This is a genomic window from Allobosea sp. NPDC055353, assembly GCF_053644975.1.
In genome coordinates, this window is the sequence record NZ_JBSHMC010000001.1 from 632,992 (window position 1) to 653,930 (window position 20,939).

16 protein-coding genes are annotated in these 20,939 nt (G+C 67.9%); 3 read left to right on the plus strand and 13 right to left on the minus strand.

The features are described 5' to 3' along the window. From ACWIEX_RS02825 to ACWIEX_RS02845, 5 genes are read right to left on the minus strand one after another with little or no spacing between them, the layout of a single operon-like run. Entirely contained in the window at nt 1-1,212 is a 1,212-nt protein-coding gene (locus ACWIEX_RS02825; protein WP_454031625.1) for a glycosyltransferase family 4 protein, read from the minus strand. Then, complete coding sequence (locus tag ACWIEX_RS02830) at nt 1,212-2,438, minus strand: glycosyltransferase family 4 protein (protein WP_454031626.1); 1,227 nt, start codon at nt 2,436-2,438, stop codon at nt 1,212-1,214. Before ACWIEX_RS02830 ends, ACWIEX_RS02825 begins: the two co-directional genes overlap by 1 nt. Next, a complete protein-coding gene (locus tag ACWIEX_RS02835) occupies nt 2,435-3,253 on the minus strand; it encodes a polysaccharide deacetylase family protein (protein WP_454031627.1) in 819 nt (272 codons plus the stop codon). The genes ACWIEX_RS02830 and ACWIEX_RS02835 overlap by 4 nt, the downstream gene beginning before the upstream one ends. Further along, nucleotides 3,246-4,565, minus strand: coding sequence for an O-antigen ligase family protein (locus tag ACWIEX_RS02840; RefSeq protein WP_454031628.1), 1,320 nt, complete (start codon nt 4,563-4,565; stop codon nt 3,246-3,248). The genes ACWIEX_RS02835 and ACWIEX_RS02840 overlap by 8 nt, the downstream gene beginning before the upstream one ends. Further along, nucleotides 4,562-5,986: a GumC family protein gene (locus tag ACWIEX_RS02845; RefSeq protein WP_454031629.1), complete on the minus strand. Its 1,425-nt coding sequence runs from the start codon at nt 5,984-5,986 to the stop codon at nt 4,562-4,564. The genes ACWIEX_RS02840 and ACWIEX_RS02845 overlap by 4 nt, the downstream gene beginning before the upstream one ends. Before the next feature lie 214 nt (nt 5,987-6,200). Here ACWIEX_RS02845 and ACWIEX_RS02850 point away from each other — a divergent pair, with 214 nt between their 5' ends. Beyond that, nucleotides 6,201-7,499: a lipopolysaccharide biosynthesis protein gene (locus ACWIEX_RS02850; RefSeq protein WP_454031630.1), complete on the plus strand. Its 1,299-nt coding sequence runs from the start codon at nt 6,201-6,203 to the stop codon at nt 7,497-7,499. On the opposite strand, the gene ACWIEX_RS02855 is transcribed toward ACWIEX_RS02850, so the two are convergent. Then, the gene (locus tag ACWIEX_RS02855) at nt 7,494-8,492 is read right to left on the minus strand and encodes a glycosyltransferase family 2 protein (protein ID WP_454031631.1); all 999 of its coding nucleotides are present in this window, start codon (nt 8,490-8,492) and stop codon (nt 7,494-7,496) included. The genes ACWIEX_RS02850 and ACWIEX_RS02855 overlap by 6 nt on opposite strands. 10 nt (nt 8,493-8,502) lie before the next feature. Further along, nucleotides 8,503-9,642 (minus strand): GNAT family N-acetyltransferase, encoded by a 1,140-nt coding sequence (locus ACWIEX_RS02860; protein ID WP_454031632.1) that lies wholly within the window; start codon nt 9,640-9,642, stop codon nt 8,503-8,505. A gap of 469 nt (nt 9,643-10,111) precedes the next feature. On the opposite strand from ACWIEX_RS02860, the gene ACWIEX_RS02865 reads away from it, so the two are divergent. Then, entirely contained in the window at nt 10,112-11,470 is a 1,359-nt protein-coding gene (locus tag ACWIEX_RS02865; RefSeq protein ID WP_454031633.1) for an MFS transporter, read from the plus strand. Between the two features lie 23 nt (nt 11,471-11,493). On the opposite strand, the gene ACWIEX_RS02870 is transcribed toward ACWIEX_RS02865, so the two are convergent. Next, on the minus strand, nt 11,494-12,537 hold the full coding sequence (locus ACWIEX_RS02870; protein ID WP_454031634.1) for a hypothetical protein: 1,044 nt from the start codon (nt 12,535-12,537) through the stop codon (nt 11,494-11,496). Nucleotides 12,538-12,653: 116 nt separating this feature from the next. Beyond that, the gene (locus tag ACWIEX_RS02875; protein WP_454031635.1) at nt 12,654-13,244 is read right to left on the minus strand and encodes a TetR/AcrR family transcriptional regulator; all 591 of its coding nucleotides are present in this window, start codon (nt 13,242-13,244) and stop codon (nt 12,654-12,656) included. A gap of 385 nt (nt 13,245-13,629) precedes the next feature. On the opposite strand from ACWIEX_RS02875, the gene ACWIEX_RS02880 reads away from it, so the two are divergent. Continuing rightward, nucleotides 13,630-13,923, plus strand: a complete 294-nt coding sequence (locus ACWIEX_RS02880; protein ID WP_454031636.1) for a hypothetical protein — start codon at nt 13,630-13,632, stop codon at nt 13,921-13,923. 153 nt (nt 13,924-14,076) lie between these two features. Here ACWIEX_RS02880 and ACWIEX_RS02885 read toward each other — a convergent pair whose 3' ends face one another. The 4 genes from ACWIEX_RS02885 to ACWIEX_RS02900 all read right to left on the minus strand — a co-directional run bounded on the left by ACWIEX_RS02885 (nt 14,077) and on the right by ACWIEX_RS02900 (nt 20,902). Further along, nucleotides 14,077-17,469, minus strand: coding sequence for an autotransporter domain-containing protein (locus tag ACWIEX_RS02885; protein ID WP_454031637.1), 3,393 nt, complete (start codon nt 17,467-17,469; stop codon nt 14,077-14,079). Nucleotides 17,470-17,631: 162 nt separating this feature from the next. Further along, nucleotides 17,632-19,182 (minus strand): DHA2 family efflux MFS transporter permease subunit, encoded by a 1,551-nt coding sequence (locus ACWIEX_RS02890; protein ID WP_454031638.1) that lies wholly within the window; start codon nt 19,180-19,182, stop codon nt 17,632-17,634. Nucleotides 19,183-19,197: 15 nt separating this feature from the next. Next, complete coding sequence (locus tag ACWIEX_RS02895; RefSeq protein ID WP_454031639.1) at nt 19,198-20,439, minus strand: HlyD family secretion protein; 1,242 nt, start codon at nt 20,437-20,439, stop codon at nt 19,198-19,200. Beyond that, nucleotides 20,432-20,902, minus strand: a complete 471-nt coding sequence (locus ACWIEX_RS02900) for a MarR family winged helix-turn-helix transcriptional regulator (protein ID WP_061969111.1) — start codon at nt 20,900-20,902, stop codon at nt 20,432-20,434. The genes ACWIEX_RS02895 and ACWIEX_RS02900 overlap by 8 nt, the downstream gene beginning before the upstream one ends. Between the last annotated feature and the right edge of the window lie 37 nt (nt 20,903-20,939).

The window sequence follows — 20,939 nt, forward strand, 5'->3', positions numbered from 1 at the left end:
TCAGCCTCCGAATTCGACGCGCTGTCCGAGCCCGGCGCCGTGCCGGCGCAGGCTGGCGGGCCGCCAGCCGAGAAGGGCGCTCTCGTAGACATCCAGGGTGCGGTCGACGATCGCGGCCCAGCCGAAGGACTCGAGGACCTGGGCGGCGCGCGCGGCGCTCTCGGCCGCGGAGGACGTGGCGAGCTTGGCCCGCATCGCCTCCGCGAGCCGGTCCACCGCTCCCAGCGGAAAATAGCTGTCCTGCCCGAGATCGACCGCGAGATTGGCGTCGATATCACTCGCCAGGCAGGGCACGCCGTAGCTGAGCGCCTCGAGCAGCGCCATCGGCATGCCCTCGTGGCTCGACGGGAGGACGAACAGGGCGGCGTGCCGGTAAAGCTGGAACAGGGCCTCGCCGCGCTGGAAGCCGGCCATCACCACGCCGGGCGTCGCAGCCGCCGCAGCCTCGACAGCGCGCTGATAGCTTCCGGCATGGTCCGCCGCGCCGGCGATGACGAGCTTGAGGCCGGGATCGGCGAGGCGCGCGAAGGCCTCGATCAGGTCGAGATGCCGCTTCTCCTCGACGATCCTGCCGACACTCAGGATATAGCGCTGCGGCTGGACCTGGATGCGATCGAGATGGGACGTGCCGAGTTGCGTGAGCGGGCTCTCGACGCCGTTCGGAATGAAGGTCGCGTTCACGCTGAACCTGTGGCGGATGCTGTCGGCGATCGCCTTCGACACGCCGATATTCGCATGGGAGAACAGCATCCCCATCGCTTCGCCGGTCCGCAGGATCGATCTGGCGGCGGGCCCCCATTTCTGGCGCGCGTAGTCGAAGCCGTGATGCGTTACCACGACATGCAGGCCGAGCAGACGCGCCAGCGGGGTCAGCAGCGCCGGCCCGATCGCATGGATATGGACGAGGTCGGGGTTTTCCCGGGCTGCGACGAACAGGCCCAGCGCCGTGTGCATCAAGGCCTCGAAGCTGCGCGAGCGCGGCGCCCAGACCGGGGTGACGGTGACGCCCTTCCAGAGATAGGGCTTTCGCGAGGCGAGATAGGGCGCGCGGCCCAGCACCTCGACCTGCCAGCCGCGCTCCGCCAGGCGCGTCGAGATCGCCGCGACATGGGTTTCCACGCCGCCCTGGATTTCGGGGACGCCGCGCAGGCCGATGAAGACGATTTTGCGTTCGGGCGGATTGGTGCCGATCGGCGGGATCAGGGTGTACATCAGCAGATCGCCTCGTACAGGGTGAGGGTGCTTTCGCGGTATCGATCAGGCGAGAACTCGCGGGCGGCCCAGTCGCGGCCGCTGGCGCCCAATCCGGCCCGCGCGTTTGGGGAAAGCGCGGCAATGGCGACGAGTGCTTCGGCGAGGGCGGCGGCATTCCCGGATTCGACCAGCAGGCCGGTTTCGTCCTCGGCGACCAGTTCGGGGATGCCGCCGATCCGCGCGCCGATGACCGGGCGCCCGAGCGCGTAGGCTTCGAGCAGGCTGACAGGCGCGTTCTCGTACCATTCGGAGGGGAGGACCAGCGCGAGCGCTTCCCCGATCAGGCGTTGCAGGGCCGGTTTGCCGAGATGCCCGGCAAAGCAGATATCGGTCCCGAAATTCTCCGCGAGCCGGCGCAGGCGCGGTTCCTCGGGGCCGCTGCCGGCGAGGACCAGCTTCTGGCGCGCCAGCGCGGCGGCACGCAGGAGCGTGGCCAGCCCCTTCTCCGGCGAAAGCCGCCCGGCATAGACGAAGTATCCGCCCTCGTCGGCCGCAGGCACGTACCCGCTCGTATCGATGCAGTTCGGGATATGGACGATGCGATCCGCGTCCCAGCCCCAGGCGATGAGCTTGTCGCGGTAGAACAGGCTCGGCGCGATCAGGCGGTCGAGCGTCTCGCGATAGAGCCCGAGGCTGCGATGGACCAGCGTCTCCAGCAGGACGAGCCCACTCACCACCGCCGAATCCTTGACGCAGCGATGCAGCAGGACGTTGTGGATGCGCCCGCCCCGGCAGCGCTCGCAGACGCGGCCGCCGCTCAGCATCTTGTAGGCCGGGCAGGCGACCTTGAGGTCATGCGCTGTCATCACCAGCGGCACGCCTTCGGCCTTGAGGGCGCTGAAGATCGAGGGCGAGATGTGATGATAGACGTTATGGGCATGCGCCACGCTTGGCGGGGCCTGCTCGATCAGGGTGCGGATCTTCCGGCGCGCCTCCAGCGAGAACACGATCCTGGCGGCTTGCCGTGCCTTGGTGAGCGGCCCGCCGTCCCCGCCATATTCGATCTCGGAAACGAAATGCTCGGACCAGGGGCTCGGCAGGTTGGCAGGGTGCTGCATCGCGAAGGGCACCACGTCCCAGCCGGCGGCCGTGAACAGGTCGATATGGTCCAGGAAGACGCTTTCGGCGCCGCCGCGCCGGTAGAAGTAGTTGTTGATCGCCAGAAGGCGCCGGGACTGCGTCATCGCCGTGGCTCCCTGAGGCCCATCCGGTCGAGCGCCGCATCGACGGTCAGCACCCGGCAGCCGCGCGTGACCGCGTAGGCGACGAGCAGATGGAAGCTCGGCGCCGTGCAGCCAAAGGGAGTCGGCCGGGGCGAGACGTCATGGGTGAAGAAGATCAGCCAGCCGGGATCCGCGACCAGCGCGTCGATCCAGCGGGCGAGCCCCAGCACATGCTGTTGCGGTTGCCGGATCTCGACCGCGCGCAGGAAAGCCGGGTCGGTCGGGCCGCGATTGATCCCCTCGCCGCCGGCGCGGCAACTGCGGAAGGTGCGGGCGAGGAGCGCGCGTTTGCCGAAGGAGCCGCTATTGTAGGGATAGGCGAAATTCCGCCGAGACGGCCGCGGATCGATCGCTGCGAGATAATCGGCGTTGCGGGCGAGGTCTTCGGCCAGGGCGTCGCCATCGAGATGGCGCAGGTCGCGATGCCCGAAACTGTGGCAGCCGAGCTCGTGGCCGCGCGCCGCGAGCTCCCGGCAGCCGGCCCGGTCGATCAGGGTGCGGCCGGGCTCGACTTGCCCCTCGATGCCGCCCGAGATGTAGAAGGTGCCGCGGGCGCCGTTCGCTTCGAGGATCGCCGCGCCGATATCGAGCGCGGAATCCGGCACGTCGTCGAAGGTGAAGGAGACGACCGGCTCCTGTGTGGGAACCTCCATCCCCTTCCGCGCGACGGCGCGGATCAGGCGGTTCTCCAGGCGGGCGGCGAGCCGGTCGATCAGCGCCGGCAGGCGGGCCGCATGCTCCGGGGCGGGGGGCATCGTCAGGGCGGGATCACGCATGGGCCGGCTCTAGGCTGCGGGGATGGTTCGCCGGTTCGCGGATCTCGTGTGCGCTGGCCTGGAGATGCAGGCCGAAGATCGCGACGACCAGCATGAACCAGATCAGGCTGCCCGACTGGAAGAACAGGCTCTCGACGCAGGCCGCGAGGATCCCGTAGAGCCAGATCCGCACGAACAGACGGGTAAGCGCCGGGTCGTTGGTCGTCGTCTCGGCTCGGGCGATGTCGCGCAGCGGCAGCCAGACGATGAGGATGAGCGTCAGCGCGAGGCCGGGAATGCCGGTGGTGACCGCCATGTCGAGATAGGCGTTGTGGCCGTTGAAGGCAGCGTATGCCCAGCCCGCCGCCGCGCCGCCCTTGTGGACCATCGCGTCGGTCTGCCAGAAGAGCTGGAAGCCATGGCCGGTCAGCGGCTTGTCCAGGGCGGCGCTGGTGCCGATCTTCCAGATGTCGATGCGGTTGGTGAAGGTCGGGTCGATGCCGAGCCGGGCGACAAGGCCCCGCACGGTCGGCGACATCGCGCAGCCGATCGTCAGGATGTTGATGGCGGCGATCCCCAGGGCGACCATCGGAATGCGGATGGCGCGCCAGCGCTCGAAGATCCAGGCAAGGGCGAGAATGCCCGGCAGCGCCGCGATCGCGGATTTTCCGCCGGTCTTGGCGAGGAACACGGCTGCCAGCACGACCATGACGCAACCGACCAGGCGCCGCCCCGTGCCGAACAGGTAAAGCCCGGCGAAGCTGATCACCACCATCGCCGCGGCGGCGACGTTCTTATGGGCGAAATGGCCGCGCCAGAGACCGGCATTCATCGGCTCGCGGATTTCGCTGGCCTGGTGGATGGCCAGATGCGGCATCAGCGCGACGCCGAGATAGGCGAGCGCGAGCGTGCCGAGGCAACAGAGCGTCAGCATGCCGGCGAACTGGCGCTCGGAGCGCGGCAGCAGCAGCAGGGCGCTGCCGTTCACCATCGTCAGCATGGCCAGGAAGACGCGCTTCAGCGCGAGGTCGGGCTGCGCCGACAAAGCCGAGGCGATCCCGAACCAGATCAGCATCACGATCAGGATGCCGCGCGGGCGGGCGACGAGGTGGCGTGCGCTCGACCGGGAGACGGTGAGCCACAGCGCCGCTGTCAGCCCGAGATAGACGATCTGGTTGAGCGTGTTCGACTTGGCCGTCGCGGCCTCGCCCGTGGTGACGGCCGAGAGGTCGATGAACGGCGTCAGCGTCACCAGATAGAACAGCAGCGTCGCCGTGAAGAGCAGCGGGGCCGCGAGGCCCATGGTCGAGCGCGCTTGGGAATCGCCCATCATGGCGTCGCGCTCCTGCGGATGGTGCGGAGGTAGCCGAGCCCCGTCAGCGCGCCCGCCGCGAGCAGCAGGCCGAGCGCCATGCCGGCCGCCGCCGCGACGATCGGACGGGGCGGCCAGGTCGGCCGCAAGGGCGCGACGGCGGGCGTGATCACGCGCATATCCGTCGCGTCGATCTGCTGGCGCTGCGCGGTCTCGCCGGCGCGGGTCAGGAAGGTCTGGTAGAGCGCTGTCCGGGCGCTGGCCTCGCGCTCGAGTTCCCGCAGCTTGACCAGGGCCTGATCGTCTGCCGACACGCTGCCGCGCAGGGCGCGTGTCTCGCCGGTAAGCGTGTCGAGCGCCCGCCTGGCCTGGTCGACATCGATGCGGGCGGCGCGGCGCAAACGCTCGGCTTCGGATGTGATCGCCTTCGCCAATGCATCGGCTTCGGCGTGCAGGTTCAGCAGGGAAGGGTGCCGCGGCCCCATGGTCTTGGAGAGCGCTGCGAGCTGCCGGCGCAGGCCTGCCTCGTCGGCAAGCAATCCGGCCAGCGTCTGCGACTGGACGGCGCCGCCCCGCACGCCTTGCATCGAGACCGAGCGCGACACCTCGTCGTAGCGCGCCTCCGCCTCGGCCAACCGTGCCTTTGCATCGGTCAGCTTGGCGCTCATCCGCTCCAGCGCTTCCGCGCTGAGCGGCTGCTTCGAGAGACCCTGCTGCAGGCCATGCGCACGTCGGAAGGCCTCGACCCGGTCTTCGGCCTCGGCCGCCGCGGCCCTGATCTCGCCGAGCCGGGAGGTCAGTCCCTGTGCGGCCCGCCCGACCCGCTCGGCATCGGCCCGCACGATTTCCGCACGGAAGGTCTCTGCAATGGCATTGGTGAGCCGGGCCGACAGGGCCGCATCGCTGGCCCAGGCCGACACGGACACGACATAGGAGCGTTCCTGGCGGGTCACCGTGACGCGCCTTGCGACGGTGCGGGCGAGATCGGCCGCATCGGCCGGCCGGTCGGAGGCACGCAGGAAATCCGGCAGCCACGGGCTGGGCGCGAATTCGGGGGCGTTTGTGAGGTCGAGCTTTTCGACGACCCGCCGCAGGACATTGCCCGAGGCGATCATCCGCATCTTGCTTTCGACATCCAGGATCTGGCTGTCGCTCTGGATATTGGTCGCGTAGAGGTCGTTCGGCGCGATCAGCAGGTTGGACGGCGCGATTGTCAGCTCCGTCGTTGCGGTGAAGCGCGGCGTGACGATCTGGCCTGCCCCGAGACCCGCAACCGCGCCCGAAAGCGCAGCGATCGCCAGCCAGGGCCAGCCGCGCATGAGCCAGCCCAGGACCCGCGTGGGGCTGATCGCACGCGCTGGCGGGAGAGCCCCTTCGACGGATTGTCGATAAGGGAGGTCGTTCCCGCCCGGCATCGGGCTGGTGTCGGTCGTGACGTACATGTCGGTCTGCGTCAGTGAGAGGGGGAGCTGACCGGGGTCGGTTTGGGCGGCCCGGCAAGACTGGTGGCGGCAATCGTGAGCATCGGTCCTCCGGTCGCGCGTCGTTGTCGAAATCACATCTTCAGATTGAAGTAATCCTTTACTGATAGTGAAATACAACCATAGGTAGTATTTTTAATTAAACCTTAACCTTAACGCGGGGATCGCGCCGACGATGCTGAGGCTGCTTGCGCGCTGGAGATTGCGGTCGGCCCGCCCGGCTTTCGTCAGCTATCTGCTGTCGAGCGCTTCCCTGGCCTCGGCCGCGCTGTCGCAGCTGGTGACCTTCGCCATTCTGGCGCGTGCGCTCGGGCCGGCGGAGTTCGGCCTGTTCGTCCAGATTTCGGCCGCGACCGCTGTCGCAGTGCAGATCTGCGGCCTTGGCGCCTCCGACTGCCTGCTGCGCGGGGTATCGCGCCAGTCGGAGCATTATGCGGGCCTGCTCGGCCACAATCTCTGCCTGATCGCGCTGACCGGAGTTGTCCTTGTCGCCGGCGGCGTCGCCGCCTTGTCGGCCTGGTTCCGGATAAGTGCCGGTCCGACCGTCGACGCGGTCACCCTGGTGCTGCTGCTCTTCGGCAATGTCGTCGTGCTCAGGGTGATCCTGCTGGTCGAGACCATCTTCCTCGGCTTTGGCCGGTTCCATCAGGCCAATCGCGCCGTCGTCGGTTTCGCCCTGGCGCGCATGGCGACTGCGGCGCTCGCATGTCTGATGTTCGGGGTCTCGACGCTGGCGGAATGGGCACTCTGGCAATGCGCCGGGCATCTTCTCTATGCCGTAGTCGGCGTCGTCTGGTTGCGGCCGCTGGGCCGGCCTCGATTCACGATCCAGCGCGCGGAGCTGAAGCCCGGCCTCCTGTTCAGTTCGCAATTCGCGATGCGGGCTGTTCGCGGGAATGTCGACCTGCTCATGATCGGCCTGTTCGCCCCGCTTGCGACCGTCGGGAGCTATGGCGTCGCCCGGCGGATCATGGATTCCAGCTATCTCGCGGTCGATGCCTTCAACCGTCTGCTCTATCCGCGCCTGGCACGGGAGAGTCGCGATGGCCTGCATCTCGCCTTGCCCCTGGCGAAGCGGGCGCTCGCCGCGGCGCTGGCCCTCGGCCTGATGACCTGTCTCGCCCTGTTCCTGCTCGCACCCGGGCTTCCGAACTTGTTCGGCCGGCAATATCAGGAGCTCTCCTTCTTCGTGCGCTGCCTGTCGGGCACCATCGTCCTCGTCGGTGCCTGGGCGGCGGCGATCGATCTGCTCGGCGCCTCCGGACGGCAGGATGCGCGGGCCTGGATCCTGAACGGGGCGAACCTGCTAGGCAGCGCCGTCATCGCGGCCGCGACATGGTTGGCAGCCCCGCTCGGTACCTTCATGGCGCTCTATCTGATCGACGGCGCGATCGTCGTGGCGGCATGGCTGGTGCTGTTGCGCCTGGCACGGCGCAGCCGCCTGCAGGCGAGCGCGGCAACACCAGCCCTATGAGATGTCGCTGACGATCCGGCTCTCGATCCACGCCTCTGGAGCCTTCCGTCTCTGGAAGAAGCCGAGCGGCAAGGCGGCGGCGTGGAACAGCCAGGCCACGACGGCATAGAGCCCGAGCGACAGGCTGCGCTGCCGCAGGCTCATCACGCCGACGATGCCGGCGGTGAGGGCGAGATCGATTGCCAGGCCGAGGAGGGCGCTCGGCATCGCAAGAGGCAGCACGATCATCGCCGCCAGCCAGAGATAGACGCCGGCCCAGAGCTTCAGCTCCGGCAGGTCCCGGACCAGTTGCCGCCAGTGCGGCTTGCCGAGCGCCGCGCGCAGCAATTCCCCGATCCCGCGCAGATAGCCGGATTTCCAGCGTCGCAGCAGCAGCGCATAGGCGTTGAGCTGGTGCCCGAAATGCCGGACGAAGCGGCGGTCGAGGCGGTGCAGGCTCCAGCCATGCAGCCGCAATCTCACGCCGAGGTCGAATTCCTCGTAACCGTGCAGATTGCGGTCCGAGAGATAGCCGGCCTGCTCGATCGCCGTTCGCCGGTAGAGGCCGCCGCCATTCATGCGGTCGATCGTCCCCGTCCGGTTCTCCGGCGAGACGCGGCGCCCGCGCCGGACATATTCGAGGCTCGTGTCGTTCATCTCCTCGACATGGCCGGTCACGCCGGCGGCGCGGGGATGAGTGGCGAGGAAGGCAAGCGCCTCTGGCAGGAAACCGGGATCGAGCAGCATGTCGCCGTCCATCAGGCAGATGAAGGGCGCGCGACTGTACTGGAAGCCGAGCTGAGGCCCGCTGCCGCAGCTCGGGGCCGTCGCCGGGTCGAGCTGGACGATACGAACCGGATAGTCCGCGGCAATGGCGAGGGTGCGGTCGCGCGAGCCGCCATCGGCCACGATGATCTCGCCGCCGATGCCGTCGAGTGCCGAGACAACACTCTCGATGGCCGCGCCGATCCGTGCCTCTTCGTTCAGCGTCTTGACGATGACCGAGACCGTCATCGCGCCCGCCTCAGTGGAAATCGCTGAGGAGCCGGCTCCAGTCCTCGCCGGCGAGGCCGCCGAGATAGACATCGCCGCGTGCGATCGCGTCGTTGACCTCGGGCAGCCGCGTCAGCGCGAGGGTGAAGGCGCGATGCCGGAAAACGAGCCAGCGCTGCAGCGACAGCCCGATCATCAGGGCGGGCTGCGCGCGGCCCCGCGCCGCGACATGGCCGGTCTCGTCGAGATGGCGGAACATCGCGTCGAGTACGGCGGGCTCGCGCCCGGGAAGCGACAGGACATTCAGGACATGTGCCGTCCGCCCTGGCGCCGCGTAGTAGACGAAGCAGCCGATGATCGCGCTGCCGCGGTCGATGACCGAGCGGATCGTGAAGCTGCCGAGCCCTGTGTTCTGCGCGGCCTGAGACACCAGCCAGGAGAGCTCTTCTTCGGTCCAGAGGGGCCGCACGGCGTAATGGGCGATGAGGCGCGGCGCATGCACGAGGAAGGTGGCGACGGGCATCTCGGCGATGCGCGTGTCGCCGTGGTCCCGGGTATCGCGCTGCGGCAGCAGGCGGCGCAGCAGGCTGTCGAGCGGCTGCGCGAGAGCCGGCAGGCCGGGAACCTTGCCGCGCAGGAAGCGCTTGTCGAAGCGCCCGGCCAGAGCGCCGAAGGGGCGGAAGCTGCGGGTCCATTCGAGATTTTGCAGCGCGATCGGCTTGCCCCCGATGGCGAGGAGATGGTTGCAGCTCGTCGGCGAGGCGCTGTCGCAGAAGGCGAAATCGGCACGCCTTGGCCGCAGCGCGAGGATGAGTTGTGCCGCGCCTGCAGCCTCCCGGTCGGCATCGGTCATGAAGGCGCCGAGGAGCCTTCCGGGCAGAATGTTCCCGCAGGCGACGAAGCGCATCGGCACGGCCAGCAATGCGCTCCGAATCCGCCCGTCATGCTGTTCATAAACCTGCGTGCCTGCGGTCTCGCTATAGGACGGTGAGGCCAGCAGCAGCGTGCGCAGATAGCTCTGGAGCTCGGCGCCGGCCGGCTTGTCGGCATGCCTGAAGATCTTCAGGAACAGCCGGGCGACCGCCGGCACGTCCGAAGGCCTGATCGACCTGACCACGCCCTTATGCACAGGGCTCGCATCGGCGAATCTCTGCTGTTGGAGCTGCAGCATCAGGCCGTGACCTTCGAGGTCGGATTGCGGCGCGGTTTCGATGCAGGAGCGTGGCGACCGGGCATCGGCATGGTCCTCGTCATGGCTGGCGCGTCCGGGAGGAGCAGGAGAGGCATCGAAAGAAGAGGGCTTTCTGTTTTATGCAACTTATACGTTCAAATTGTAATGGATACGTAAAGACAGGATATGCGATCGTGGTAAATCGTGGCTCGAGACGCATCCTCGCAAACGGGCTTCCACAGCGGGCGCGATCGGCGATGGCCGGCCGGTATTCCCCGGCGCGCATGCGAGGTGTCGATCGCCGCGGATCTGTGCTGTATTCACGGCGGTGGGGATGAAGGCTGATGGACAGGATAGGGGCGAGCCTGGGCTCTGAACGAGCTTCCAGGCGAGAGCGGTCGCGAACGTGGAAGCCTGCTCGCGGTGCGGTTTTCGCAAAGCCCCCCGGTTGGCGCCGGGGCCGTCGGGGATGCTGAGGAAGCCGGAGGAGACATCTTCACCCGCCCATCCGGCGGCGGCGACCATAGCGGCGCGTCTGGATGGCGCACCGTTCTGCCGGCTGCGGCTCGCGATCCTCTGCGTCATGACCCTCGCGCTTTTTGCCGATATCGCCGAGGTCGCCCTGGGCAATGCGCTCGGCGCCGTATTCCAGGCGCCGCCGCAAAGCATGACGCGGGCCGAGGTTTCGGTGTTCCTGGCTGCGATCTTCGCAGGCGGCGCGGCCGGAGCCCCGGTCTTCGGCCTGCTGGGGGACCGGACAGGCCGGCGCCTGGCCCTGCAGCTGGCCCTTCTCGTCATCGCGGCGGGCTCGTTCGGCGCTGCGGCGAGCGATGGCCCGGTTGCGCTGATCGGTTTCCGCTTCCTCTCGGGGCTCGGCATCGGTGCCTGCCCGCCTTTGATTGCCGCCTATCTGGCCGATGTCATGCCGCCGCGCTGGCGTGGAGCTCTCATCTGCATCTGCGCCGGCCTCGCCTTTCTCGGGGCGCCGGGAATCATCTTCCTGATGCGGGGGACGTCGCCGAGCTTTCTCGGGCTGGAGGGCTGGCGCTGGGCCCTCAGTAGCGGCTCCCTGCTCGCCATCATCGCCGCGGGGCTGTTGCTGCTGCTGCCGGAATCACCGCGTTGGCTGGCTGCCGCCGGCCGCATCGCGGAGGCCGAGGCGGCCTTGCGTCGCTTCGGGGTGTCTGGTGCCGAGGCGGCCATCGCGCCGAGTGCGGCGCTGCTGCCGGCCGCTGCGCCCGGCGACAGCGATCAAATCAGCGTGCGCCGCCGGTTCGTCCTGCTCTGCACGCTCTATGCGCTTTCGCCCTGGGCGACGATCGGCTTCCTGCTGATGAGCGGGGCGGTGATGCTGAAGAAGCATTTCAGCGTCGGTGATTCCGTCGTCGCGGCCGGCCTGATCATGTTCGGCCCGGTGATCGGCAACCTGCTCATGGCCCTCGTGATCGACCGGATCGACCGCAAGGCCAGCCTCGTCGCCACCGCCATCGCGATGGCCCTGTTGGGGTTGAGCTTCGCCGCCGCCACCGAATTCCTGCCGCTGGTCACGATCGGTGTCGCCTTCGCGTTCTGCAGCGCGATCTATGCCAGCGTCCTCGGCGTCTATGCGGCTGAGATCATTCCAACCGCGCTGCGCTCGTCGCGGACCGCCCTGGCCTGGGGCATCGGGCGCTTCGTCTCGATCTTCGTGCCGCTGGTCTTCTTCGCCCTGCTCCACAGATTCGGCCCGTGGGCGATGTTCGGTCTGATCGCCGCCGCCATCGGCCTCAGCGCGTTGCTCGTGGTCACGATCGGGCCACAGGGGCGAACGCGGCGTCCGGTCGCCTGAGCCCGGCCGGCGAACGCGCTCGTTCAATGCGCCGGGTTGATCCCGGCGTCTTCGAAGTGCCTGCCAAGCACCTCCGGGCCGATCTCCGGTTCCTCGCTCTGGACGGTTGCGTTGAAAGCGACGTCGATGATGGCGAGCTTTTCGGCCTGTATCCGGGCGTAGTCGCTGCGGAACGCCCGGGAAAGCCAGAGCCGGGAATGGCCGGGCGCGCCGCTCCAGCCGAGGGCGCCGATCGCGATCGCGGCGGCAAGCGTCCGCCCGGCATGGGTGCGCGAAAGATTGAGCGGCCGGGCGAGCGCCGAAACCGAGGTCACATTGGTGAGCGCGCGTTCCTGGCGCGGCGCGGCATCGACATCGAGACCGGAGATGAGGCGGTCCATCAGGCTTCCGCCATCATCGATGGAGGCGAAGATCGCGTAGGTCGGCGGCGGCATCCGGACCGTGCGGTTGCCGAGCAGCGCACCGGCGACCAGAGGCTGCATGTTCGCCAGCAAGGATTCCTCGCTCCGGCGCAAATGCGCGAGCCGGTTCCCTCCGTCGAGCAGATCAAGTGCCCCGAGATGCAGCGCGAACCACTCGGTCAGGGCCGATAGCGTCGCCGGCGCCGGGACGAAGAGATCGGTCGTGCGCCCGCCAGCCGGGCTGGGCTGGACGATGCGGTAGTGCAGGGCTTCGGTGAAGAAAGCTGCTGCGGTATTGCGGCTCGCCAGGCCTAAGGGCTGGAGGTCTTCGAGGAATTCGCGCCGGGACAGGCCGGGCCTGCCGGCCCGAACCCCGGCGAAATGACGGGCGAGCGCCACATGCGACATCAGCCAGCGCTGTTGCGTGGAGAACAGCGAGGCCAGCCGCGGTGCGGCTTCATGTACGGCAAGAAACCCGCTTGCAAGGCCATGGGCGACGCGATCGAACCCGGGGAAGGCGAGCAGGTTCGCGGTCCGGTCTTCCATCGTTCTCATGCTTTCCCCCAATCCCATGCGGCTTTCCCGCCGCTTGAGGCTATTAAAAGCAGATTGCACATTATCGTGCAATTTGAGAATTTTTGAGCACGGCATGGCCGGCGCGCGCACGGGGATCGGCTTGCGCGGGTGTAGCCGCTCAAAACCTGAGAAAGCTGTGCTTTCCTGAAAATCCTGCGATGGCGAAGGGGTGGCTTGTGTTGCCGCGTCGTCGGTCTGGCAATGGCTCAGGGCCGGACCGTCGTTCCATACAGGATCGCGGCGACCATCGCGCGGTAGCGCAGCTTCAGCGTCTCGGGATCGGTCGGCGGCAGGCTTTGATTGGTGCCGCGCGCCCCGTCGGCGAGCAGCTGGGCCAGGACGTCGGCATCGATCTCCGATTTCAGCTGAAGCGGCCGGTGAGCCTGCAGCTCCCGAATGAATGCAGCCAGTTCCGCCTGGAAGGCGACAGCCGAGGCGATCATGAGATCGCGGCAGCGGCGGAAGGCCTGGTCGTTGATCTCCACCGCATGTGGCGATTTCGCCAGGCGGCGGCGGTTATCGCCGTATCGGACGTCGAGCACCGTCGCGAGGATCTCGACGAGATCCTGCTCCTGGTCGAGGCCGGCCCGGCCTGCGGCCAGCCCGGCTTCCACCGCGCGGGCATTGGCGTCCTCGATCAGGAACCTGAAGGCCTCTTCCTTCGAGCGGAAGTAGTTGTAGACGGTTCGCCGCGTCACATCGATGGCATCGGCCAGGGCCGTCATCGTCAGGTACTGGTAGCCGTAGTCGAGGAATGCGCGTTCTACCCCGGATGCCAATTCGGCGCGTGTGACCATCTGACCTTCCAGGCAGCGCGCGGCGGCCCCGTGAAACGAATAAGGTGTCCAATGCCCCGTTCTGGCCCGGGAGACCCCCGCGGCGCAATCACTCTCTGCGCTGCTTGTGCCGGTGGGGTCTGGCCAGGTGCCGGAGAGGCAGGGGCATCGAACCAAGCCTGGATTTCAAGCGCGTGCCGATGATGATGTCTAGCGCGAGCCAAGTCGTTGTTTTTGCCCGGTCGGCTGAACAGGATCTCCTGATCGAAAGACAGTTTGGCGAGGTACGGGAGATTTTGCACTTGAGGGAAGTGCATCTGACTATTTTTGAATCGCGCCGCTTATGAAGTCGGATCGTATTGACTGAAGCAGCGCAGCGAATGAATTGTCGAAGCCGCCGTCATGATTGGCGGCCAAACTTCAAGGGCTCATCATGAAACTCAAATTGTTGGCGCCGCTGCTCGTCGGCGGCATTTGCTTTGCCTCGACCGTTTTCGCGCAGTCTGCGGATGACAAGAAGTGGATCAATCAGTGCTTGGCGGACAACCAGGGGGCCAAGGTCGCGGCCGCCGTCGTGGCGTCCTACTGCGGCTGCATGAACAACAAGATGAGCGACAATGAAACCCGCTCGATCACGCAATGGGAAAAGGCCAATCCCAATGCCCGCAAGGCCTGCGAGCAGGAATCCGGCTGGAACTGATACGGCGCCCCGCGCTTCGTCTCGCAACAACCCGTCCCTGGGCCCGGATATGTCCGCCGCCAGAGGGGCGGGTCTTGCTGTCGTGGCCGGGCGGCCTCTTGAGGGGCTACAGAGGGCGCCGGCCACGGCTTGAGCGCTGCAAGCCGCCGTCCCTTAGAAGCTGACCCTGAGCTGTGCGGCTCCTCCGATGCGGTTGCTGTTGGCAGAGAATTCCCCGTCGAGGTTGAAGCCGAGCGTCATGCGCTCGCTGAGGCGGGCCGTGATGCCGGCGCTGACGAGCGCGCTGTTGCGGTCGAGCCTGGCGCCGGTCGCGGTGAAGCTGGCGCCGGGCAGCCCGGCCAGGCTGGCGGTGAGGTCGGCATCGCGCTGGACATAATGCGCCCACGCCGCCCGGACATGACCTGTCACGGCGATGTGGCCGAGCACCGTGTCGGCATCGACCTGCAGGCCGAGTTCGCTGCGCGCGGTGATGTCGTTGCGCCTGGCCAGTGCCAGCGCTCCGGCATTGGCGCCGGCCCAGTTCGCCTCGACCACCGCCGGATTGCGGGCCTGCGTGCCCTGAAACGCGGCCAGCGGTGACACCGACAGCCCATTCCAGCTCAACAGTGCAGTGCTCGCCTGCAAGCGTCCGCTCCAGGCCGTGGTCGCATAGGAGGAGGAGAGGCTGGAGCCCAGCGCCGGAATCCAGCGGCTGACGTCGTTCTCGAGCCGGGCATAGCTCAAGGCGGCGCCGATCTTTGCCGGCCCGAACTGAGCCAGCCCATAGAGGCCCGACTGGAACACATTGGCGTCGATCTTGCCGATCAGGCCCGGCAGCGAAGCCTGCGCCTTGCCGCCGGAGACCGCGACGCCCGCCACCATGCCCGGCAGCACCCGGACATCGATGCCCGTCGCCAGATGCGCGTCGTCGATCATGCGTCTGGCCGAGCCGATGGCGGCGTCGCCGTCGGTGTGGCCATGGGAGCCGTAGGCCGCCCCCCAGACAGAATAGAACGGCATGTCGAGCCGCGACGCGCCGGCCGGCTGATCCGCGCCCTTGTGCACCAGGCCGGAATAGCCTGCCATGCCCGGACCGGCGCCGCCGCTGCCGAGCCGCCCGGCCGCGGTCGGGTCGAGCATCACCCGCAGGAACTGGTCAGAGGCGACATGGGCCATCGCCGGCGCCGCCGTATGGACTTCGCCCGAGAGGCTGTTCACCGCCGCCGGGATCGAGGCCGCCGGCAGGTTGTAGATCCCGAACAGCATGGACGGGTCGGCTCCACCCGCCACGGCCCGGTCGATGGCCTTGCCGACGGCGTAGGCGTTCTTCGGTCCCGTCACCCCGATCAGGTTCGGACCGGGAGGCGCGGGCGGGGGGCTGACCGGCGGGTCGACCGGCGTCAGCGGCTTCGGCGCCAGCGTCAGCCGCACGTCATTGGCGGTATAGCTCACCGTCGTAGTCACGCCGTCGCCGAAAGTCCCGGTCGTATCCACCGGGCTGAAGGCGCCCGCCCGCCCGCCTGCTGCCGAGAGCAGGGTATAGGGCGTGGAGAAGGTATAGGCGCCGCCCAGCGGCACGATCCGCAAGCTTCCCGCCAGCGAAGCCGTGCCGGTCACGTTGACGCGGTCGGCATTCGCACCCTGTATCTCGGCCAGATAGGTCGAGCCGGGGTTGAGCGTCAGGTTGCCGTTCACCGTCAGCGTCCCCGGTGAGTTGCCGGGCGAGAGCGTGCCGCCATTGATGACCGTCGAGGGCAGGTCGCCTGCGCCGCCGATCAGGGCGCCGGCCGCCACGGCAACGCCGGACGACGCCGCAATCGAGCCGTTCACCAGCAAGGCGCCGCCATTGACCGTCGTCGCGCCGGTATAGCTGCTGGTTCCGCTCAGGATGAGCGTGCCCGTACCGGCTTTCGTCAGGGAGCCGCTGCCGGCGATCTCGCCGGGCTGGGTATAGCTGTCGGCGAAATTGGCGACGATGGCGCCATCGTTGACGATCGCCCCGGCCATGACATTGACGCTGCCGGCGCGGCCACCGGTGCCGATGTTCAGCCGGCCGGGTGCTGCGATCTGGAGGTCGCCGGATGTGACGCGGAGCTCGCCGCCCTCAGCGACCGTCACCGATGTCGCGGTGATCGCGCCGGGAGCGATCGAGAGACCGCCGCCACCGATGCTCCAGAGCGAGCCGGTTCCGGTGACGAGGGCTTCGACGGTGCCGCCGAAGCCGATCAGGCTGGCGCCGCCGCTGCCGGTCAGGGCCGCGCCGTTCGAGACCGTGAGCGAGGTCGTGCCAGTGAAGCCCTGGACGAGCGTGATGCCGGTCGCGACGGAGGAGCCGATGCCGTCGACCGTGGCGCTGGAGGCGATGAAGAGCGTCCGGCCGCTACTGTCGAGGCGGCCGCCCTGGTCCACGCGAAGCGACCCGCCCAGAAGCTGGATGTCGTCGCCGAAGCTCAGCGATCCCCCGCGAATGACGAACTGGCCGCTCGTGCAGGCGCAGGTGGTGAAGCCGCCGCCCAGCGTGCCCGTGCCCGTATAGACCTGCGTTCCCGCGCCGGTGAATCCGAGCGCGCCGTCGCCGGAGAAACGGCCCGAGAAGGTCCGGCTCGCATCGGTCCAACCGGTGATCAGGGTCGCGCCGGAGCCGATCGCGACGGCGCCAGTGCCCGATAGCGAGCCGACCGTGGCAAGCAGGAAGGGCGAGCCGGCGACGTCCAGCGTGGCCCCGGTCGCGATCGCGACATTAGAATCCGGCGAGAGGCTCGCGGCGCTGTCGCTGACCAGGCGGCCGGCCTGAATCACCGTATCGCCGGTGTAGCTGTTGGTGCCGGACAGGGCGAGCGTGCCGGTGCCGAGCTTGGTGAGGCCGCCGGAGCCGGAAAGATCGGTTGCGACGCCGATAGCATGGCCGTTGCTGTCGAAGGAGACGCCGTTGCCTTCGATTGCCAGCGCCGGGAAGCCGCTGAGATAGGCGGCCTCATTGCGCGTCGCCCGCAGGATGCCGCCATTCAAGGTGAGCGTGGCATTGCCCGGGCCGTTGACGAGCTGGCCGGTTTCCAGCACGCCGCGCCCGCTCGCGGCAGTTCCGAGAAGCCCCAGCGTGGCGCTCGACGCGGCGTCGGTGGTCAGGAACGTCGCGACCGAACCGACCTTGCCGCCATTGGCGATGGTCAGGCTGCCGGCGCCGAAATAGCCGATATGGAGGTCGCCGCTATTGGTCCAGGTCGAGCCGGGGCCGGTGACCGCGACCGTGCCGCTTCGGTTCAGGGAGTAGCCGATCCGGCCGGTCTGGCTGGTCACGGTGCCGCCGCCCGCGATGGTCAGCGTGGCATCGATCTCGCGCCCGACGTCGAGGTCCGAACCGACGTTCCAATGGCTCAGCGGCGGCCCCGGCAGGCCGGGGTCGATGCCGCCGGTCCCGGTCACGGATTGGGCGAAGGCCGATGTCGGGACGGCAAGGCTCGCCGCCAGAAGGATCAGGCCCGTGCCGGCCCGCAGGCGCGACATGAGCGGCGCCTCGGGCTCGCGTCCGATTCCCGAACGGATCGCGGCGCCGGCAATCTTCGACATGTGCAAAGGACTTCCCTCCCAGCCGAGGCTGGCTTTTCCTTTGCTGCCGGCAGGCGGCCACGGCAACCATGTGCCGGTTCATTGGACTGACTATTTTTGACGGCGCCCCTGGCCTTGCCTGCACTGTTGCACGCGTTCGGCGCGTGTCGTCACGGCCCTCCGCTATTCCATGACCATGGCGTGATCGTCGGCTGGCGCAGCCTCCCGGCGCGGCGTGCGCAGCAAAACGAGGAAGGGCAGGGCGGCGAGACAGAGGATCATCAGGAGCTTGAAGTCGTTGACATAGGCGATGATCGTCGCCTGGCGGGTGATGACCTCGTCCAGCGCGGCGCGTCCGGCCAGCGTCGCCGGATCCCAGGCATGCTTGATCGCTGGCATCTCGAAGATGCGGTTATAGGGCGTCACGTAATTGGCGATCTCGGCATGGTTGACCTGCACGTTGCGGGTCAGGAGATAGCTGACCAGCGAAATGCCGACGCTGGAGCCGATATTGCGCGAGAGGTTGTAGAGGCCGGTGCCGTCGCCGCGATATTCCGCCGGCAGCGTCGCGAAGGTGATCGTCGTCAGCGGCACGAAGAGCAGGCCGAGCCCGCCGCCCTGGACGAAGCCGGTGAACATGATCCGCTGCTGCGAGACATCCGGTGTCCAGCCGGCCATGTCGTACATCGCCCAGGCGCTGACCAGGAAGCCGGCGCCGAGCAGGATGCGCGTGTCGACCTTGCCGATCAGCCGGCCGACCAGGAACATGCAGGCCATCGTGCCCAGGCCGCGCGGGCCCATGACGATGCCGGCGGTCACCACGGGGTATCCCAGCAGCGTCTGCAGGAAGGGTGTCAGCAGCGCGAGCGAGGCGAGATAGCAGATGCCGACGATGAAGATGAAGATCAGGCCGACATTGAAATTCCGGTCGAGGAAGAGCCGCGGCTTGATGAAGGAATTCTCCGCCGTGAAGGTGTGCACGACGAGGATGTAGAGCGCCCCGACGCAGATCGCCGCCTCGACGATGATCTCCGGCGAGTCGAACCAGTCGAGCTGGGCGCCGCGGTCGAGGAAGAGCTGGAGTGCGCCGATCGCGATGCTGAGCGCCCCGAAGCCGGTCCAGTCGAGCTTGGCCAGCGCGCTCGACCGGGTCTCCGTGACGAAGGCGGAGACGCCCGCCAGCGCCAGGATGCCGAGCGGCAGGTTGATGTAGAACACCCAGCGCCAGGAGATGTTCTCTGTCAGCCAGCCGCCGAGGACAGGCCCGAGCACCGGCCCGACCATGACCGAGATGCCGAACAGCGCCATGGCCGAGCCGCGCTCTTCAGGGGTGTAGATGTCGAGCAGGATGCTTTGCGAGAGCGGCACCAGCGAGGCGCCGAAGAAGCCCTGCATCAGCCGGAAGCCGACGATCTGCGTGAGCGACTGCGCGGCACCGCACAGGATCGAGGCCACGACGAAGCCGATGATCGCCACCGAGAGCACGCGCTTGCGGCCGAAGCGGGCCGCGAGGAAGCCGGAGGGTGGCGTCATGATCGCCGCGGCGACGATATAGGAGGTCAGGACCCAGTTGATCTGGTCCGCGCTCGCCGAGACGCTGCCCTGGATATAGGGCAGCGCGACATTGGCGATGGTGGTGTCGAGCGCCTGCATGATGACCGCGAGGATCACGCAGGCGGTGATGGCACCGCGATTGGCGACGGGAGCTCCGGCCGGAGTGGCAGCACTGGCCATGGCAGGCGGCCTCTTTTACTGGCTGACCTTGCCGACGGCCTCGCCGACGAAGCCTGGCAGGCCGCGGGCATGGCCGGTGTCGATGTCGAGCGTCACGCTCATGCCGGCACGAAGGCGGGGCTGGTCGGGCGGTGTCTCGATCTTCACGCGCATGGCGATGCGCTGCACGACCTTCACCCAGTTGCCGCTGGTGTTCTGCGCCGGGAGCAGCGAGAAGCTCGCGGCCGAGGCCGGGCTGATGCTGTCGATCGTGCCCTTCCAGACGGCACCCGGATAGGTGTCGACATAGACCTCGGCCTCCTGACCGGGCTTCACCCAGGTGAGCTCGGTCTCCTTCGGATTGGCCTGGACCCAGACATGGTCGGTCGAGACCAGGCTGAAGGCATTGGTGGCCGCCTCCAGATACTGGCCCTTCTGCAGCGAGGGCACATTGGTGACGATGCCGTCCATCGGCGCGCGCACCGTCGTGTGGTCGAGCTGGCGCTGGGCCTCGGCGCGGGCCGCGACCGCATCCTTGTAGCGCGGGTGATCCTCGGCCGGCGCATCGGGCTTGCCGTTGAGATTGGCGGCGATGCCGGCGAGCTGGCTTTCGAGCTGCGCCAGCTTCAGCCGGGCGCTGTCGAGATCATGCCTGGCCTGGTCGAAGGTCGCCTGCGAGGCGACCGATTTGGTGGCGAGGTCCTGCTGGCGCTTGAACCCGGTCTCGTAGAAGGCGATGTCGCTATGGGCCTGCTCGATCTGGCTCTGCATGCCCTTGTAGCTGGCCTTCAGCGCCGCGAGATCGTTGCCGACCACGCCGATCTGGGCGTCGGCCCGCTCCAGCGCGAAGCGGAACTGCCTGTCGTCGAGGCGGAACAGCACGTCGCCGGCCTTCACCGTCTGGTTGTCGCGCACGTCGATCTCGCCGACGATGCCGGCGACATCGGTCGAGATGCCCAGGATATCCGCCTGCACATAGGCGTTGTCGGTCGACATCACCTGCCCGCCGGTGACGTAGTAATAGCCTCCGACGACGAATGCGATCGGCAGCAGCGCGAAGAGCAGCCGGCGCGTGCGGTTGCGTCGATGCCGCGGCGTCGGGCCGGGCGCGACTTGCGCAGGCATCTCCGGCTTCGTCTCCGGCACCTCCTTCGCAACCGTTTCGGCGCGGGGCAGGGTTTTCGGCTCGAATTGCCGGATTTCCGCCCCGCCGCCCGAGGCGCCTTGCTCGGCCTCCTCGCGGGCGGTCGCTTCGGTGTTTCTGGCTGCGTCATCCATGGTGGGCCTGCCTTTCGGCCACCGGCATCTGGCAGGCGGCCGTGAGATTCGCTTTCATCTGCCCCAGCGTCGCGAGAAGCTGCTCGCGATCGGCGGCTGAAATCGCGCCGAAGGCCTCGGACCGGGTGACGTCGCCGAGCGCGCGGAGTTCCGTCAGCTTCGGCCTGGCCTTCTCGGTCAGGTAGAGCTGCCAGATGCGGCGGTCGGTGGCGTGCGGGCGGCGTTCCGCCAGGCCGCAGCTTTCGAGCTTGTCGAGGATGCGCCCGACGGTGATCGGCTCGACATCCATCAACTCGGCCAGGGCGCCCTGCTGGATGCCGGCATTCTGGTCGAGATAGGCCAGCACCTGCCATTGCGAACGGGTCAGCCCGGAATCGCGCGCATGCTGCTCGAAGCGCTTGCGCAGCAGGCGCGCGACGTCGTGCAGCAGGAAGCCCACGGTCGGCGGCGGGGTCTTAGGCATGCTGATCATAAGCATCTATATAAAATTCGGGCATGAG

Coding starts and splice junctions, on each gene's coding strand:
- ACWIEX_RS02825 (WP_454031625.1), bottom strand. CDS start 1,212: ATGTACACCCTGATCCCGCCGATCGGCACCAATCCGCCCGAACGCAAA.
- ACWIEX_RS02830 (WP_454031626.1), bottom strand. CDS start 2,438: ATGACGCAGTCCCGGCGCCTTCTGGCGATCAACAACTACTTCTACCGG.
- ACWIEX_RS02835 (WP_454031627.1), bottom strand. CDS start 3,253: ATGCGTGATCCCGCCCTGACGATGCCCCCCGCCCCGGAGCATGCGGCC.
- ACWIEX_RS02840 (WP_454031628.1), bottom strand. CDS start 4,565: ATGATGGGCGATTCCCAAGCGCGCTCGACCATGGGCCTCGCGGCCCCG.
- ACWIEX_RS02845 (WP_454031629.1), bottom strand. CDS start 5,986: ATGTACGTCACGACCGACACCAGCCCGATGCCGGGCGGGAACGACCTC.
- ACWIEX_RS02850 (WP_454031630.1), top strand. CDS start 6,201: ATGCTGAGGCTGCTTGCGCGCTGGAGATTGCGGTCGGCCCGCCCGGCT.
- ACWIEX_RS02855 (WP_454031631.1), bottom strand. CDS start 8,492: ATGACGGTCTCGGTCATCGTCAAGACGCTGAACGAAGAGGCACGGATC.
- ACWIEX_RS02860 (WP_454031632.1), bottom strand. CDS start 9,642: ATGCTGCAGCTCCAACAGCAGAGATTCGCCGATGCGAGCCCTGTGCAT.
- ACWIEX_RS02865 (WP_454031633.1), top strand. CDS start 10,112: ATGCTGAGGAAGCCGGAGGAGACATCTTCACCCGCCCATCCGGCGGCG.
- ACWIEX_RS02875 (WP_454031635.1), bottom strand. CDS start 13,244: ATGGTCACACGCGCCGAATTGGCATCCGGGGTAGAACGCGCATTCCTC.
- ACWIEX_RS02885 (WP_454031637.1), bottom strand. CDS start 17,469: ATGTCGAAGATTGCCGGCGCCGCGATCCGTTCGGGAATCGGACGCGAG.
- ACWIEX_RS02890 (WP_454031638.1), bottom strand. CDS start 19,182: ATGGCCAGTGCTGCCACTCCGGCCGGAGCTCCCGTCGCCAATCGCGGT.
- ACWIEX_RS02895 (WP_454031639.1), bottom strand. CDS start 20,439: ATGGATGACGCAGCCAGAAACACCGAAGCGACCGCCCGCGAGGAGGCC.
- ACWIEX_RS02900 (WP_061969111.1), bottom strand. CDS start 20,902: ATGCCTAAGACCCCGCCGCCGACCGTGGGCTTCCTGCTGCACGACGTC.